This window comes from Ornithinibacillus sp. 4-3 (assembly GCF_040958695.1).
Classification (GTDB): Bacteria; Bacillota; Bacilli; order Bacillales; family Amphibacillaceae; genus CALAMD01.
This window is the reverse complement of sequence record NZ_CP162599.1, coordinates 3,610,565-3,628,797: the sequence shown is the minus strand read 5'-3', so window position 1 is coordinate 3,628,797 and position 18,233 is coordinate 3,610,565. Positions and strand designations below refer to the sequence as shown.

Sequence of the window (18,233 nt, the reverse complement as noted above, 5' to 3'; positions counted from 1 at the left end):
AAAAAATAACATCCGAACCCTCGTAAGGATCCAGATGTTGTCACAAAATTTTATTGATATGCTAGTTGATATAAAGGAATTAATGTATGGAATGTTTCCTTAACCGTTTCCATAAAAGCTTCTGGATTTTGTAAAATTGGATCATCTGTTGCAATATGGCGGCCAACCAGAAATTCAGCCTTTTTAACATCACGAAATCGAGTAAGTGCTTTTTCTAAATCAATCTCTTTCATGGAAGTTGCAGGCTTCTTCATATGATCTCCAGAAATAACATAATCAGCAGGAATTTTTTCTTCGAGTGTATCTATGTGATCTAGAAAGTTTTGAGCAATTTGAGCTTTATTTGGTAATTCATAAATGAAAGCAAGCCAAATAAACAAGTGATCGTCAAATAAGCCAATTTGAAAGTGTGGATGCTTTTTATAACCTCGCTTATTATTAGCTACAGCTAGCCATGTATCCTGTGGTGGATTAACGGTACGTCGTGCATGTCTAGCAATATGTAGGAACATTTCTTGATTTAGTTCCATAGATAAATCATCTGTTACAGCTTGTCCAATGATTCGAAATTTAGGACGAATTCTCTCTTCGATTGCTTCCATACGTTCCTCGAGTCCAGAAATAAGAAAAGTATCAAAATCCTCTTGTGTAAAGCCAGTAAATGTCATTTATTATCTCTCCTTTAATAAGGTTTATTTATTAAGATAACCATCTGTCTCGGTTAAAATTTCTTTAATATTACGATGATGGACACAGTAATCAGCATACATATCTAAATCAGTTGGCTCACGATTAATAATAACGAGCTTGGCACCCTGCTGCTTCGCTAACATTGGAAACATATTAGCAGGAGAAACAGATAAGGATGAACCAAGAACAATAAACAAATCGGCTTTTAGACTTTCTTGTTCAGCCATTGCAAAGATGTCTTCTGGCAACATTTCTCCAAATAAAACAATACCAGGACGTGTAATTGATCCACAAGCGTCACAGGTTGTATCACCTGCAAGATAGGCTTTACGAGCTTTTTCTTTCTTACAATAATGACAGTGAAAGGATCGGAATGTACCGTGTAATTCCATCACATGTTTACTTCCTGCATCATGGTGAAAGCCATCGACATTTTGTGTGATAATTCCTTGTATGAGTCCGTTTGCTTCCCATTTGGCTAAAATATGATGTCCCTGATGGGCTTGGTGTTTGGTTATTTCACTGAGACGATAACGATAAAATGCGGTGAATTCCTCTGTGTTCTTTTCTAATGCTTGAACATTCGCCAATTCGTCTGGGTTAAACTTCTCCCATAGTCCGCGTGATTTAGAGCGGAAGTCAGGTAAACCACTCTCTGTTGACATGCCAGCACCTGTAAAAAGCACCACATGTTTTGCAGTAAGTATATCTCTTGCCAATTGCTCCATAAAAAAACACCCCCTTCTACTATCCTATGATGTAAAAAAACTTGCAAGGATTTGATAGTAAAAGGAGGTATTGATTATCATAAAACATGTTAAATTCCTTGAGCAACCATAGCGTCTGCTACACGCTTAAAGCCAGCAATATTAGCACCAGCTACAAGATTTCCATCTAAATCATAATCTTTTGCAGCACGCATGCTATTTTCATAGATGGTTTTCATAATTTTTTGTAGCATTTGATCAACTTGTTCAAAAGACCAAGCAACGCGTGCACTATTTTGAGCCATTTCTAATGCAGATACAGCTACCCCACCAGCATTAGCGGCTTGTGCAGGCCCAAATGAAACGCCTTTATCTAAGAAAAGATTAATTGCTTCCTGTGTACAAGGCATATTGGCTCCTTCAGCTACAATGGTCACACCATTATCGATTAACTGTTCTGCGGCGTATTCATCAAGTTCATTTTGTGTAGCACAAGGAAGAGCTATATCACAAGGAATTCCCCAAATACGATCGCAGCCTTCAACATAGATTGCCTCCGGATGATCAGTTAAATATTCACAAATACGCTGATCTTCATCTAATTTCAGGCGTTTAATCGTGGGAAGATGTAAACCATTTTTATCATAAATATAACCATCTGAATCGCTACAAGCAACCACATTAGCACCAAGCTCAATTGCTTTTTCGATAGCGAAAATAGATACATTTCCTGAACCAGAGACGATAACCGTTTTATGATTTAAAGAATCACCAAGTTGTTTTAACATTTGTCTTACGAAATAAATTGTGCCGTATCCTGTTGCTTCTGTACGACCATGACTACCGCCGAAATCAACACCCTTACCTGTGAATACACCTGCTTCAAATTGACGGTGAACACGACGATATTGACCGAATAAATAACCAATTTCACGTGCGCCAACTCCAATATCTCCAGCAGGGATATCCAGATCTGCACCAATATAGTGGGCTAGCTCCGCCATATAGCTTTGGCAAAAACGCATAATTTCTAAATCAGATTTTCCTTTAGGGTCAAAATCTGCTCCACCCTTTGCTCCACCAATCGCTTGACCAGTTAACGCATTTTTAATTGTTTGTGTGAAGCCTAAGAAATTCATAATACTACTGTTTACAGATGGATGAAAACGTAAACCACCCTTATATGGGCCAATGGCACTGTTGAATTGCACACGAAAACCTCGGTTCACATGTACGTTACCCTGGTCATCTAACCATGGTACACGAAAAGTAATCATTCGTTCAGGTTCTACAAGCCTTTCTAAGACACCTGTCTTTATATAATTAGGATGTTGGGATAACATAGGAGCGATGGAATCAAGTAAAGATTTTACTGCTTGATGAAATTCAACCTCATGGGGACTACGCTGTAATACATCAGTATATATAGATTGTAGATAAGATGCTGTTGTCGTTTGAAGATTAGAGTGATTTTTTATGACCATGCACTGACCTCCTTATAATTTGTGCATTATGAAATTTTTAATTTAATAGAAAAGTGTTTATCATGGAGTATTTATTATTTAGAGAGGAAGGTTTAAAATCGGAGGGGAAAGAAAGGAACAACCCCTCGCCGATTTTAAAAAGGAATCTGTCTATATATTTATTCTACTGTTTCTTCCTCATCTAAACAATATTGATTATAGATAAATTTAATGCCAAAATGAGATATAAAATGAATTTTCAAGTCATTGGGAATTTTCCTGTTAGAGGATGTTCAAAAAGTCCAACAAAAATGACGTCAATGCAGAAATTCGCCATGTCCTTTTTATCGCACTTTTTGAACAACGCACTATTGGTTTAATCCTTGTTCTACTCCCAATAAGATTTATTCAATCTGTAAATAAAGGAGAGGTGTTCACTTTGGAATTAAGACAAATTAAATATTTTATTGAAGTGGCGAAACGAGAGCACGTCACAGAAGCGGCAGATGCATTGCATGTGGCGCAATCAGCAGTCAGCCGGCAGATTTTTAATTTAGAAGAGGAGCTAGGCGTAGATCTCTTTATTCGCAAAGGAAGAACCGTCAAGCTAACCCCTGTTGGTAAGGTGTTTTTAGAACGCATGATACATGCGATGAATGTTATCGATAATGCAACACAAGTAGTTAATGAATATCTAGATCCTGAAAAAGGAGTAATTCATATAGGATTCCCAAGTAGTTTAACAACATATATTCTACCAACAGCTATTTCTGCATTTCGTGAAAGGTACCCAGATGTTCAGTTCTCTTTAAGTCAATATGCTTATCGAGGTTTAACAGAAGCGGTGGCATCAGGAGATGTAAATATTGCGTTACTTGGTCCAGTGCCAACAAATTTAAAGGATATGGAAGGTACTGTATTATTTAATGAAAATATGGTTGCATTACTTCCAGCAAATCATCCTTTAGCAAATAAATCATCTATTGCTTTATATGAATTAAAAGAAGATTCCTTTGTGTTGTTTCCTGAAGGATTTATTTTGAGAGAGCTTGTTGTGAAAGCATGTATGCAAATTGGCTTTGAACCAAAAGTCTCCTTTGAAGGAGAAGATATTGATACTATTAAAGGCTTGGTTTCAGCCGGCTTAGGTGTATCGATTATTCCAGAGATCACACTCGTTGACACACTGCCACGGGAGACAGTTATGATTCCAATAAAAGAACCAAAGTTTACAAGGACTGTAGGAATGGTTGTGCCAACAAATCGTCAGCTACTTCCAACAGAAAAATTATTTTATGACTTTTTACAAAATTATTTTGCTCATTTGGAAAATTTCTAGTGATTTATGTTATGATTTGAAAGTCGAAAAAAGAACGTGAAACAACCAAAATTCCTTGGTAGGGATTTGAAAAGCTATCTTAACTTTTAAGTGCATAAAGAAAAAAGAATTTTTAAAACGCTTGAGGACAAGTGCACTGGAGCATAAAGTGGATTTCTTTAGCAAAACACCCTCATTTCAGACGAAAAAGTTTTGAGAAAACTTACTAATTTTCCGCTATTAGAAAATTAGTTTTTTAACAATAGAATCTTGCAATCCTATTCTGTCTATGATAGTCTTTATATACAACATATTGTGAATGTTGACTAAATTAAATACTATATATTGTGTTATGAGTTAAGGTGATGGTTAAGCCATCTTAAAAGGGAATCCAGCTAAATCTGGAACTGTCCCCGCAACTGTAAGTGCTGATGAAAAGGAAAAATCCACTGTATCAATCAAGATATGGGAAGGACCTTAGTAAAGAGAAGCATGAGTCAGGAGACCTGCCATAACTTTTGGTTTCATTTCTTCGGGGCGTAAGAACATGAGACGATGGAGATAGGTATGTGCAAACTAGAATATTTCTGTCGTTTTATGCTGTTTATTTTAAGCTGATAAACGGCTTTTTTCATGGAAAAAAATCATTGTTTCATACTATTTATTTTAAATGAGGGAGTTGACTCAGTTGACTACAGCGACTGTTTTAAGCAAGGAACACATTACATCTATTATTAACCAAGCAGCAGAGGGATTACGTATAGATACGAAAGATTACATAGAAAAAGCACTACGTGTGGTTACAGATACAGTAACTGACGATCAAGTAACAGATACGTTAGTGAAGAATGCTTTAGAAAACATTGATGAGGCAAATCCGGATTGGACTTATTTTGCAAGTCGTATTTATTTATTACGTCTTTATAAGGAAGCGGCAAAGCATCGCGGTTATGATGCAGACGAAAAATATGGAGACTTTTTTGAATTAATTACAACATTAACGAAAAAAGGCATTTACACAACAGCATTTATAGAAAAATACACAGAAGAAGAAATTCGTGACCTTCAAACTGTAATTGATCCAGCACGTGATTTATTATTTGATTACCTTGGACTTTATACAATTGCAACTCGCTATATAGCAATTGATCATGATAAAAACACATATGAGCTGCCACAGGAACGTTGGATGATTATTGCAATGTACTTGATGCAGGATGAAAAGAAAGAGAAGCGTAGTGAGCTTGTAAAAGAAGCTTACTGGGCATTGAGCAACTTATATATGACTGTAGCAACACCAACAATGACAAATGCAGGTAAAACACATGGTCAACTATCCAGCTGCTTCATCGATACTGTAGATGATAATTTACAATCTATCTATGATAGTAATACAGATATCGCAAACTTATCGAAAAACGGTGGAGGTATCGGTGTTTACATGGGTAAAATCCGTGGACGTGGAAGCTCGATTAAAGGGTTTAAAGGCATGTCAAGCGGGGTTGTACCTTGGATCAAACAGTTAAATAACACTGCAGTAAGTGTAGATCAGCTTGGTACGAGAAAAGGAGCTATCGCTGTTTACTTAGATATTTGGCATCGTGATATTGAGGCATTCCTTGATTTGAAGCTTAATAATGGGGATGAACGTATGCGTGCACATGATATTTTCACAGGTGTATGCTTACCGGATTATTTCATGGAGCAAGTGGAAGCTCGTGGTGATTGGCATTTATTTGATCCACATGAAGTAAGACAAGTGATGGGCTTTGACTTAGAAGACTTTTATGATGAAGAAAAAGGCACAGGTTCTTGGCGTCAGAAATATGAAGCATGTATCGCAAATGAATTTTTATCTCGTAAAATTGTTCCGGCAATCGATATCATGAAACGTATTTTACGCTCACAGTTAGAGTCAGGAACACCATTTATGTTCTATCGTGATGAAGTAAATCGTAAGAACAGTAACCCTGAAAAAGGAATGATATACTGCACGAACTTATGTACAGAAATTACACAAAATCAGTCTCCATCCCAATTTATCGAAGAATATGTTGAAAATGAAGATATGATTGTGAAGAAATATAAATCAGGTGATTATGTTGTATGTAACTTAAGTTCTATTAACTTAGGTAAAGCAGTAACAGCAGAAGTACTTGATCGTTTAATTAAAATCCAGGTTCGCATGCTAGATAATGTTATTGATATTAATACATTACCAATCAAGCAAGCGACATTAACAAACCATAAATATCGTGCGATTGGACTTGGTACATTTGGTTGGCACCACCTATTAGCTCTAAAAGGCATTAGCTGGGAATCAGATGAAGCTGTCGCATACGCAGATGAGCTATATGAAAAAATTGCTTATTTAACGATTAAAAATAGCATGGAATTAAGTAAGGAAAAAGGAAGCTACCCAGCATATGCAGGTAGTAAATGGGAGTCAGGAGCTTACTTCACAGAAAGAAATTATGACTCAGCAGAATGGCAAGAGCTTGCAGCTGACGTAGCAGAGAACGGTATGCGTAATGCTTATTTAATGGCAGTTGCACCGAACTCTACAACAGCAATGATTGCTGGATCAACAGCAAGTATTGACCCAGTATTTAAGCCATTTTACAGCGAAGAGAAGAAGGATTTCCGTATCCCAACAACAGCACCAGATTTAGACCATAATACGTATGATATTTATCGTCGTTCTGCATATATCGTAGACCAAAGATGGTCTGTTAAACAAAATGCAGCACGTCAGAAGCATATCGATCAAAGTATTTCCTTTAATTTATACGTGCCAAATACGATTCGTGCATCTGTTCTCTTAGATCTTCACTTACAAGCTTGGAATGAAGGATTAAAAACAACTTATTATGTTAGATCAACCTCAAATGATGTTGAGGAATGTGAGTGGTGTCAAAGTTGAGGGCTATCGTAGCGTATTTATCTTATAGTGGCAATACACAGGAAGTAGCAGAAATCATTACCGAGCAATTAAGAGAAGATGGTATGGATGTTGATACACACCGAATTGGCATTGATCACTATGTGGATGCTTCGAAATACGATTATATCTTTCTAGGAACATTCACATGGGATTATGGATGTACTCCAGAAGAAGTAAAGGATTTTATCTTAGAAATTGGTTATAAACCAGAAAATGTAGCAGTATTTGGAACGGGAGATACCCAATTTGGAGAAGAACAAGATTTTTGTAGAGCGGTAGATAAGCTTGTTCACTTTTACAATAGTAAATGGGAAGGCTTGAAAATCGAACAATCTCCAAGAGGGTACCAGGAATCATATATTGAAAGCTGGCTAGAAGGAGTTTTAGAAGATGTCAAAACTTTTGCTTGAACGTGCGAAAACTTTAGAGCCGTTATTTCCTAATAAATCAACAGGTCTCTTTGGTGGTAAATCTAGTGGGATTTTAAATTGGAATGATATTGCATATCCACATTGGCATAAAATGTATAAACGCTTGCTCGGAAATTACTGGCAAGCGGATGAAATTAATATGCAATCTGATGTAAAGCAATTTGAAACACTTACGGATGCAGAAAAAGAAGCTTATTTAAAGATTATTGGTCTTCTATCTACATTAGATGCACCACAAACAAGAACAGCTTTATTATTATCACTTTATGCAACAGATGCATCTGTGCAATCGATTATGGCAGTTATTGCTCAACAAGAAGCTGTGCATAATGAATCTTATTCTTATGTTTTATCTTCTGTTGTAACACTAAATCAGCAAAATAAATCCTTCCAGCTAGGAAGAAAAGATCCTGTGTTACAAAAAAGAAATGAGCATGTGACAAATCAATACAATGCCTTTGTTGAAGAACCAACACTTGAAAATATTTTAAAAACAATGGTATTTACAGCGTTGCTAGAAGGTATGTTCTTCTATTCTGGATTTGCATTTTTCTATAACCTAGCACGCCATAATAAAATGGTTGGTACATCTACGATGGTTAGTTATATTAACCGTGATGAACTGGAGCACGGAAGATTTATTTCTGAATTATTCCGCGCAACATTAGCAGAGAATCCAGAATATAACACACCAGAATTTACAGAGTGGGTATACGATACATTTAAAACATCTGTAGAAAACGAAATCGAATGGTCTGCTTACGTATTAAAGGATGTAGACGGTATCGATTTAGTAGAGATGGCAGGTTATGTGAAATATCGCGCGAATAAAATGCTCCGCATGCTAGGCTTAAGCGAGATTTACCCAGAATATACAGAGAATCCAATGAAATGGATTCGCGCTTATGTAGATAATTTTGATGGAACTAAAACAGACTTCTTTGAACAAAAAGCAAGAAACTATACAAAAACAAGTGATTTAAACGGATTTGACGATCTATAAAAATAAAGAAATAGATAAAGGAACTTTCAGTCAATTTGACTCGAAAGTTCTTTTTTTGTGTGTGGAAAATTAAGGTTAATTTAAGACCACGCCAAAAAGAAATCAGATAGACTAGATGTATAGAAATATACAAAAAATATACTTTTCTATACAAAAAATGAACCGTAACTAATATTGTATGAATTTGCTTTATACTTTGATTGATACATTTATTTGCGTGCTTCATTTTTTGATACCCATTCTAATTTAATAATTACTATTTATTTTAAGTCTATACATAGCAACAGAAATTCGGCACAGGAAACTGGCAAAAAACATGGGTATTCTACCAAATGCAAATGGGACTTTGAAAAGTAGTAAGCTCTGGTACTTATTTAAAAAAATAGTGGATGAGTATCATGCAAAATAGATACATAGGAAGGGAGAAAAGGAGAAATGCTGAAGAAGTTAAGCGCCTTTTTTATCGTAATACTGATTTTCAGTCAAACGATATTTAGTCCAATTAGTGTGGTTGTTGCACAAGCGCAAGCTCTGAATGAAACAAATCAACAAGTCCAAGAGCTTGATAATGTGAAAGAACAGGGAGATAGTGACGCTTCTGAAACAAATCCATCTGCAAGAAGTGCATCGGAAAATGGTGCAGAGGATGAGAATAACGGAAGTGAAGAGGATGGAACTGAGGGAGAGGAAATTCCTGCAGAGGACCAACCAGCTGTTGATGATGAAACTCCAGAAGAAGGAAAGGAAACTGGAAAAGGATCAACAGAAGAGAAAGTAGATGAGGAAGAGGGTTCTGACTCTGGAAAATCAGCTACAGAAGATGAAGCTGTAACGGAGGAAGAAGACAAATCTAATTCTGAGAACACTACAGTAGAAGAGGAGGATGCAGTAGAAGCATCTGATGAGAATGTAGAGGATGAAGAAGTAGAAGTTGAGGCTCAGAATGTTGGACCTCAAAGAGATTTGGGGAATATCTTTATATTTGAATCTCTTACAATTGATGGGGAGACTATCTCTGACGGAGATGTTATTTCCATAAATGAAGGCACTATTGCAAACCTTAGATTTAACTGGAATACAGAAGGAAGAGGTGCACAGGCTGGAGATACAGCAGAGGTTGCTCTTTCTGATGCATTTAAGATGGTTACAACACCAACTCAAGATCTCATTGTTGAAGGAACAAATGTAGGTACTTACCATGTTGAGAATGGTGTTTTAAAATTTGCCTTCAATGAGGGTATTGAAACATCTGATGTTCAAAACGGATTTGTTAATCTTGGTTTAGAGTTCAATCTGGATAAATTCAGAGAAAATATTAAACAAGAGATTCCGTTCAGCGATGGTGATGAAAACAACATTACTGTTACTGCACGCCCTAATCTAGATCATAGTGGTATTGATAAAGAAGGAAATCCAGATAGCCAACATGATGCAAGAGAAATTACCTGGACGATTGATGTTATTAATACAAATGATGAAGAAATAACGGAAGCAACATTAGCGGATAATATTCCTGCTGGATTAGGTGAAGCTAGAGATTTTGTTATCCATGAGCTTAGTGTTGGCTATGATGGAGATATAAGAGAAGGTTCTAATGTAACATCAACGCTAAATCCTTCTGAATTTCCAATTGATTTGGGGGTAATTGCACCTTTTAATGGCTATCGTATTCAATATAAGACAACTATTGAAAATTACTCTCAAGAATCTTTTAACAATGATGCAACCTTTGAATATGGAGACACAAGCTTACCTGCTGATGCTACCGTTGGTGGATTGACAAGAAGTAATCCAATTGAAAAGAATGGTTGGCAAGTTGGGGACAGCGATGTTATTCAATGGCAAATTGATGTGAATAAAAATGGAAGTTTAATTAACGAGGCTATTGTAGAGGATACTCTACCTGCTGGCTTAGAAATAGATTCAGACAGTATCGAAGTGGTTAGAATTATACAAAGTGGAGGTAACTGGATAGAAGATACTGCTCACGAGAATACATTTACGACATTCCCAATAAACTTAGGTGCATTAGGACAAAATGACGCTTATCGTATTAAATTTAATACAGATGTTGATTGGAAAGCAGTAAATAGCGGTGAATACTTAGAAAATAATGGCTTCGAAAATGATGCAACACTTTATGATGGTGAAGATGAATTAAATAGTGATGACGCAACGGTTAATATTGAAAGAGACCCTATTCTTGAAAAAGTAGAAGCGGGCAACGTAGATTATGAAAACAGAACCGTTACTTGGGAAGTCACAGTCAATAAAGCAAAACATCCATTAGGTAATGTTACTGTAACGGATACGTTACCAGCTGGCCTATCCCTTGAGGCAGGAAATGTTGAAATCACAGGTGATGAAGGCACTGACTTCTCTAGTATAACTCCTGGCATAACAGATGCAGGAGATGGGAAAACTTTATTGACAATTAACTTAACAGATGTAGGTACTGAAACCATTACTATTAGATATACCACAAGTATTGAGAATTTCACATCTAGTGCTTTCACAAATACTGTTGGAATGTCTGGTGATGGCGTTGGTGAAGGTGGAGAAGATAGAGAAGTTACCATAAACCCAAATGGCAATACCTATACTAAGAGTTCAGTTGGAGACATTGACTACAGTAAAAAGACAATGAACTGGCGTTTGAATGTCAATCCAATAAGGGAAGACATCAATTCTGGATTTGTTATCACAGATACTTTCACGAATGATGGGTTAATCCTGTTACCAGATAGCGTTAATATTAAACTTGGTGAAGAGGAACTTGAAAAGGGAGTAGATTATACTCTTTCTCCAATTGAAGAAGGATATCAAAATGGATTTACTATTACCTTTAACCGGGAGATAGCTAACGGAGAACTAGTAGTCAATTATACAACCTCCTATGATCCACAATTAGAAATTGATGACAATGTATTGATTCCACATTCTAATGATAATGAAGCTGAGATTTACAGAAACAAAGCTGAATTTGATGGGACAACTGAGAATGGACATACAATTGATACAGAAGATAATGATAACCAAAGAGTACGATTAGACTCTTGGAACAGTGGTAAAAAGGAAGGAAGATTAGTTCATTTTAATGATGAAGGTAATGCAGTAAATGGTTGGGTGAGCGGTAGCGAAAGAAAAATTGCTTGGCAGTTATACACAAACTATCAAGAACAAAACCTGGGACCAAATGTAACTATAACAGATACGTTAGCTTATGCTGGAAATATCGATGAAGATAGTATCCAGGTATCAGTTTATAACGTAAATCCTAATGGTACAACTGAAATTACTGGACCAGTATTGGATCCAAGTAATTATTCATTAGTCGTTGATGGTGACGAGTTCACGATAATCTTTAACAATGAGGTAACAGAAAGATATGTGGTTGAATTTACAACTTCTGTACCAGATATCTCAGCAGAAAGCTATACGAACAACGCAATAGTTACAGCTGGAGGTGTAGAATATCGTTATTCAGCAACTGTTGATTATAATGAGCATGATGACTTCTTAGCTAAACGAGCAGTTAATGCAGAAGGTAATCGTGTGTTCACCGGCGATGAAGTTGAGTGGGAAGTTACAGTCAATGAAAGTCTATCAATTATTAAAAACGCTGTGATTACAGATACTATCAGTGAGGGCCATGTTTATTTAGAAGGTAGTCTCGAAGTTTATAAAGCACAGGACTTAGATAATGCTCTAGAAGAAACGGATTATACACTTGATGTAAGCACAACAGACAACGGTGAAAATATTTTAACTATTAGTATGACAGAAGATTTACAAGACACCTTAGTTTTAAAATATACAACTGTTGTAACAACAACAGAAGGTCAAATTAATAATCGCATCTCATTAGATGGAACTGCTATTGATCAAGAATCTATAGAGTCAAGTGAAATAAGTGCTAGACAATTCTCTAGTGCAGGTGGAGAATGGGCTTCAAATAGAGGGGCTTTAAAAGTTACAAAAATCGATTCCGAAGAAGATGAAGTAATCGAAAATAATGAAGCAACCTTTACTCTATGGTATGACCTAAATGGTGAAAGAGTTCAATATACGCAAGAAGAAGCTTTTATAACTGAAAATGGTGTTCTTGAAATTGGAAACTTACCACTTAGAACGTATTATCTAAAAGAAGAAGCATCGCCAGAAGGTTATGTTTTATCTGAAGACGAAATAGAAATCGTAGTAGATAAAGCTTATAGTAACAATGATGGAAATATTGTAGAAGTCGGATTCGAAAATACGAAAGAAAAAATCGATGTCACAGGAACAAAAGAATGGCAGGGTGGAGAAAATCAAAGACCTGACTCTATCGAGCTTCAATTATATAGAGATGGTGAAGCCATTGGAGATCCTGTAACTTTAGAAGATGGAGAAACGGAATATACTTGGTCTGATTTAGACAGAACAGATATTGATGGCAATGCGTACGAATATACTGTTGATGAAGTAGAAGTTCCTACGAACTTTGAGAAATCTATTTCAGAGAATGGTTTAACAGTAACAAATACATTTACATCATCACGCATTGATATCCCTGTTGAAAAAATCTGGGAGGATGCGAATAATCAAGATGGTAACCGCCCTACATCCATTGAAATTGCGCTATTTGCAAATAGTAATGAAGCAGATGTAGATAATATAATTTTAGATAACGAAAGTAATTGGCAAGGTGAATTTACTAATCTGCCAGAGTTTGATAATAGTGGAAGTAAAATTACCTACACAGTTGAAGAAGTCGATGCCCCAGAAGGTTATGAGAGTCATATTGCTGGGGATGTAGAAGAAGGATTTGTTATTACAAATAGCTATACTCCAAGCAAGATAGATATTCCAGTAGAAAAAGTATGGGAAGACGCAAACAACCAAGATGGCAAACGTCCAAACTCCATTACTGTAAATCTATTGGCAGATGGTGAACCGACTGGGCAATCTAAAGTCTTGAATGAATCAAATAGTTGGGAAGCTTCGTTTACCGATTTAGATGAATATCAAGACGGAAGTAAGATTGACTATACAGTTGAAGAATCTAATGTTCCAGTAGAATACGAAAGTGATATTGCTGGAAATATCGAGGATGGTTATACCATCACAAACAGCTACACACCAGAAGTAACGGATATTATAGTGGAAAAAGTATGGGATGACGCTAACGACCAAGATGGAGTACGTCCAGATAGCATTACTATTCATCTTTATGATGATCGATCAAATGTGATAGAAACTGTAGAAATCACAGCTGATCAAGATGGTAATTGGTCATATGTTTTTGAGAATCTACCAAAATATCGTGATGGCGTAGAAATTGTGTACAGCGTAGCAGAGGATACGGTAGAAGATTATTCCACTTCTATTTCAAACAATGGTGATGGAACATTTACTGTAACGAATGAACATACGCCAGAACAAACATCAGTAACGGTTAATAAGTTCTGGGATGATGGAAATAATCAAGATGGCTTACGTCCCGATTTCATTAGAGTTCAGTTATTAGCGGATGGAGAGCCAGAAGGTAGCGAAGTAATTGTCACAGCTGCGGATGGTTGGTCTTATACATGGACTGAACTAGATGCAAACCGTGATGGTGGAGAAGCAATTGTATATTCTGTTGAGGAAGTCGATGTTCCAGCTGACTATGAATCTACTATAAATGATGAAAATCATGGAGCTATTACAATTACAAATAGCCGTGAAACAAATACGATTGATATTCCAGTAGAAAAAGCATGGGATGATGGAAATAATCAAGATGGTAACCGACCAGATAGTATTATTGTTCATTTAATTAATGATTTGAATCAAGTTGTAGCAACGCAAGAAATAGCTGCAGATGAAGATGGAAACTGGTCTCATGTATTTGAGGATGTACCAGAAAATCGTGAAGGCAATCCGATTGAATATCGCATAGTGGAGGCTAACGTTGAAGACTATTCAACAGAAATTACGAAGCAAGCAGATGGATTTGTCATCACAAACAGTTACACACCAGAACAAACGTCGCTAACAGTTATTAAAGGCTGGAATGATGGCAATAACCAGGATGGTATTCGTCCGGATAATGTAACAGTTCAGTTATATGCTGATGGAGAAGCTAAAGGTAACCCTGTTCTTCTTTCCGAAGAAAATGACTGGAGCTATACATGGTCAGAGCTAGACGTTTACGCTGACGCCGAAGTAATTGAGTATACTGTTGAAGAAGAATCAATTCCTGAAGGTTATGATGAACCAACTGTAACAGAAAACAATGGCAACATATTGATTACGAATAACCGAACACCAGATACAATAGACATTCCTGTTGAAAAAATCTGGGAAGATGCAGACAATCAAGATGGTGTCCGTCCAGAAAGTGTAACAGTACAGATTATTAATGATCGATCTGAGATTGTTGCAAGAGAAGAATTGAATGAAGCAAATAATTGGCAGCATGTTTTTGAAGATTTACCAAGAAACCGTGCGGAAGGTCAAGAAATTAGCTATCGTGTAACAGAAAAATCAGTTCCAGCATATTCAACATCAATTGAAGGAAATGATGTGGAGAATGTAGTTATTACAAATGCATACACTCCTGAAGAGACATCTGTTACAGTGACAAAAGGTTGGAGCGATGCTGATAATCAAGATGGCATTCGTCCAGAACAGATTGAAGTACAATTGTATGCTGATAATGAACCCATCCAGGATGCTGTTGTTCTATCTGCAGAAAATGATTGGATGCATACGTGGACAGAGCTAGATATGTATCGTGATGGCGGAGTTGAAGTTGACTACACAGTGAAAGAAGTATCTGTTCCTGAAGGTTATGAAGTCATTGTTAATGATGAAGATCATGGGAATATTATATTAACTAACCACCATGCTCCAGAGCAGGTAGATATTGCAGGAAGCAAAACATGGGAAGATGCTGATAATCAGGATGGTATTCGCCCAGAGTCTATTATTGTAAACCTAATGGCTAACGGAACAAAAGTAGATTCCATTGAAGTAACAGCAGAAGATGACTGGAACTTTGGATTTACTGATTTACCTAAGAACGAAGCTGGTGAAGAGATTGAATACACGATTCAAGAAGAAGCTGTAGACGGATATGATGTCACGTATGAAGGTTACGATATAACAAATAGCTATACGCCTGAAGTCATTGATGTTGAGGGTGAAAAGGTTTGGAAAGACGGTAACAATCACTATAATCAGCGTCCAAACTCCATCACTGTTAACTTGTTAGCAAATGGAGAAGAGGTAGATTCTGTTGAAGTAACAGCAGAAACAGACTGGACATTTGTATTTACAGATGTACCAAAATTCGCAGCAGGTGAAGAGATCACTTATACCATTCAAGAAGAAACAACAGAAGGTTATGTAACAGAAAGTGTAACCGGAAATGCAATAGATGGATTCACCATCACCAACCGTCCTGCAAAAGTAAGTGTAGGAGACTATGTATGGTTCGACGAAAATAGAGATGGATTACAAGATGATACAGATATTCCAGTTGAAGGTGTTGTTTTAACACTTGAAGACGAGAATGGTAACCCAGTAACAGATGTATACGGAAATCCAGTAGGACCAACAACAACGGATGAAGATGGTTGGTATACATTTGATAATCTACCGATTGATAACACATATGTAGTGAAAATTGATCGTGAGGCATCAAAAGAAGTATTAAGAGGTTACGAGCCAACGTTACATGAAATTGGAGACGACAAGACCGTAGATTCATCTACATGGGAAGCAACATCTCGTCATTTAACAGAAGATGAAGAGCGTGACCCAACACTTGACTTCGGTTTTGTGAAGTCTAAGAAAGTAAGTGTAGGAGATTATGTATGGATCGACGTAAACAGAGATGGTTTACAAGATGATACAGACATTCCATTAGAAGGTGTTGTTCTTGAACTAGTGGATGAAAATGGTGACCCAGTAACAAATGTATATGGAGAGCCAGTAGGTCCAACTACAACAGACGAAAATGGTAAGTATACATTTGATGATTTACCAGCAGATCATACGTATACGGTTCGCATTGATCGTGAAAAATCAGTAGAGGCTCTACAAGATTACGAACCAACGCTTGAAGGAGCTGGGGAAGACAATACCGTAGATTCATCTACATGGGAAGCAACGTCTCGTCACTTAACAGAAGACGAAGAGCGTGATCCAACTCTAGATTTTGGTTTTGTTAGAGTAGTAACTGACCTATCAGGATCAAAAACATGGGATGATGCCGATAATCAAGATGGTAAACGTCCAGACTCCATTACTGTTAACCTGTTAGCAAATGGAAAAGAAGTGGATTCTGTTGAAGTAACAGCAGATACAGATTGGACATTTGAATTTACTAATCAGCCAAAACTTGAGAATGGCGAAGAAATTATTTACACCGTTCAAGAAGAAAACGTAGAAGGTTATTCAACTGCAATTGATGGCATGAATATCACTAACAGTTATACACCAGAACAAACTAGTATTAATGTAGTGAAGCAATGGAACGATGCTAATTATAAAGAAGTACGTCCAGACTCTATTACTGTTAATTTATTAGCAGATGGAGAAAAAGTAGATTCTGCAAAATTGAACGAATCGAACAATTGGCAGGCTGATTTTACTGAATTAGACATCTTTGCTAACGGTAAAGAAATTACTTACACCGTTGTTGAAGAAGAAGTTCCAGGCTATGTGAGCTCTGTCGATGTAAAAGATTCGAGCAATGTTGTCATTGTGAACAGTCCTGCAAAAGTAAGTGTAGGAGACTATGTATGGTTTGATGACAATAAAGATGGAATTCAAGATGAATCTGAAGAGGGAATTCCAGGTGTTGTATTAATAATTCAAGACAAAGAAGGAAATCCAGTAACAGATGTGTATGGAAATAAAGTAGGTCCAACAACAACAGATAAAAATGGCTACTATATCTTCGAAAACTTACCAGCTGATAAAACGTATATTGTACGAATCGATCGTGAAGCATCAGCAAAAGTTTTAGAGAAGTATATTCCAACATTACATGAAGTTGGAGATGACAACTCTATTGATTCATCAACATGGTTTGCGGTATCTCGTCATTTAGTAGAGGATGGTGAGCATGATCCAACGCTAGACTTTGGATTCATCATTCCAACTGAACCAGTTGATCCAACAGATCCAACAGATCCGGAAGAGCCTTCTAAACCAGAGGAGCCGACTGATCCAACAGATCCAACAGATCCAACAGATCCTGAGAAACCAGAAGAACCAAGTAAGCCAGGGGATTCTGATCCATCTAAAGATGATACTCCAGTAAGCGGAGAAGGTTCGAAGGAAGATGGAGATTCAACAAAAGATGAGGATAAATCTGGCAGTTTACCAGATACAGCAACAAACACATTTAACATCATGTTAATCGGTGCAGGAATCTTACTACTTGGCTTGATTCTATATATGACAAGTAGAAGAGCAAGAAAGAATAATTAATAACTAGATTTATCAAAGGCATGCTCCTTATTTGATAGACAGATGATATTTAAAATCTGTTCCTTCAATAAGGAGCATGCTTTATTTTAGAAATCATGGTAATTGGTTTTTATAAAATTTTATTTCCTAAAAATGCCGGGAAGGATTTATTGATCAAAAACTCCTATACAATTTTAGTAATCTTGCTTGCATTACTACTATTCAATTAA

8 protein-coding genes and 1 riboswitch are annotated in these 18,233 nt (G+C 36.6%); of the genes, 5 read left to right on the top strand and 3 right to left on the bottom strand.

Features of this window, described 5'->3' with window-relative positions; translation table 11 throughout:
- Positions 1 to 50 precede the first annotated feature (50 nt).
- The 3 genes from AB4Y30_RS17365 to gdhA form a co-directional block, all read right to left on the bottom strand.
- On the bottom strand, positions 51 to 668 hold the full coding sequence (locus tag AB4Y30_RS17365; RefSeq protein ID WP_368653442.1) for a YktB family protein: 618 nt from the start codon (positions 666 to 668) through the stop codon (positions 51 to 53).
- A 24-nt stretch (positions 669 to 692) separates the two neighbouring features.
- Positions 693 to 1,418 carry an NAD-dependent deacetylase gene (locus AB4Y30_RS17360; RefSeq protein WP_368653441.1) on the bottom strand — a complete coding sequence of 242 codons (726 nt, stop codon included), beginning with the start codon at positions 1,416 to 1,418 and terminating at the stop codon, positions 693 to 695.
- Between the two features lie 89 nt (positions 1,419 to 1,507).
- Complete coding sequence (gene gdhA / locus AB4Y30_RS17355) at positions 1,508 to 2,881, bottom strand: NADP-specific glutamate dehydrogenase (protein ID WP_368653440.1); 1,374 nt, start codon at positions 2,879 to 2,881, stop codon at positions 1,508 to 1,510.
- A 418-nt stretch (positions 2,882 to 3,299) separates the two neighbouring features.
- Between gdhA and AB4Y30_RS17350 the strand changes: the two genes are divergently transcribed.
- From AB4Y30_RS17350 to AB4Y30_RS17330, 5 genes are all read left to right on the top strand, one after another.
- Entirely contained in the window at positions 3,300 to 4,199 is a 900-nt protein-coding gene (locus AB4Y30_RS17350; RefSeq protein ID WP_368653439.1) for a LysR family transcriptional regulator, read from the top strand.
- Positions 4,200 to 4,521: 322 nt separating this feature from the next.
- A riboswitch (cobalamin riboswitch) is annotated at positions 4,522 to 4,707 on the top strand.
- Between the two features lie 159 nt (positions 4,708 to 4,866).
- Positions 4,867 to 7,101: a ribonucleoside-diphosphate reductase subunit alpha gene (locus AB4Y30_RS17345; RefSeq protein WP_368653438.1), complete on the top strand. Its 2,235-nt coding sequence runs from the start codon at positions 4,867 to 4,869 to the stop codon at positions 7,099 to 7,101.
- The gene (locus AB4Y30_RS17340) at positions 7,086 to 7,532 is read left to right on the top strand and encodes a flavodoxin (RefSeq protein WP_368653437.1); all 447 of its coding nucleotides are present in this window, start codon (positions 7,086 to 7,088) and stop codon (positions 7,530 to 7,532) included. Before AB4Y30_RS17345 ends, AB4Y30_RS17340 begins: the two co-directional genes overlap by 16 nt.
- Positions 7,513 to 8,556 carry a ribonucleotide-diphosphate reductase subunit beta gene (locus AB4Y30_RS17335; RefSeq protein WP_368653436.1) on the top strand — a complete coding sequence of 348 codons (1,044 nt, stop codon included), beginning with the start codon at positions 7,513 to 7,515 and terminating at the stop codon, positions 8,554 to 8,556. The genes AB4Y30_RS17340 and AB4Y30_RS17335 overlap by 20 nt, the downstream gene beginning before the upstream one ends.
- A gap of 435 nt (positions 8,557 to 8,991) precedes the next feature.
- On the top strand, positions 8,992 to 18,024 hold the full coding sequence (locus AB4Y30_RS17330; protein WP_368653435.1) for a Cna B-type domain-containing protein: 9,033 nt from the start codon (positions 8,992 to 8,994) through the stop codon (positions 18,022 to 18,024).
- Positions 18,025 to 18,233: the final 209 nt, after the last annotated feature.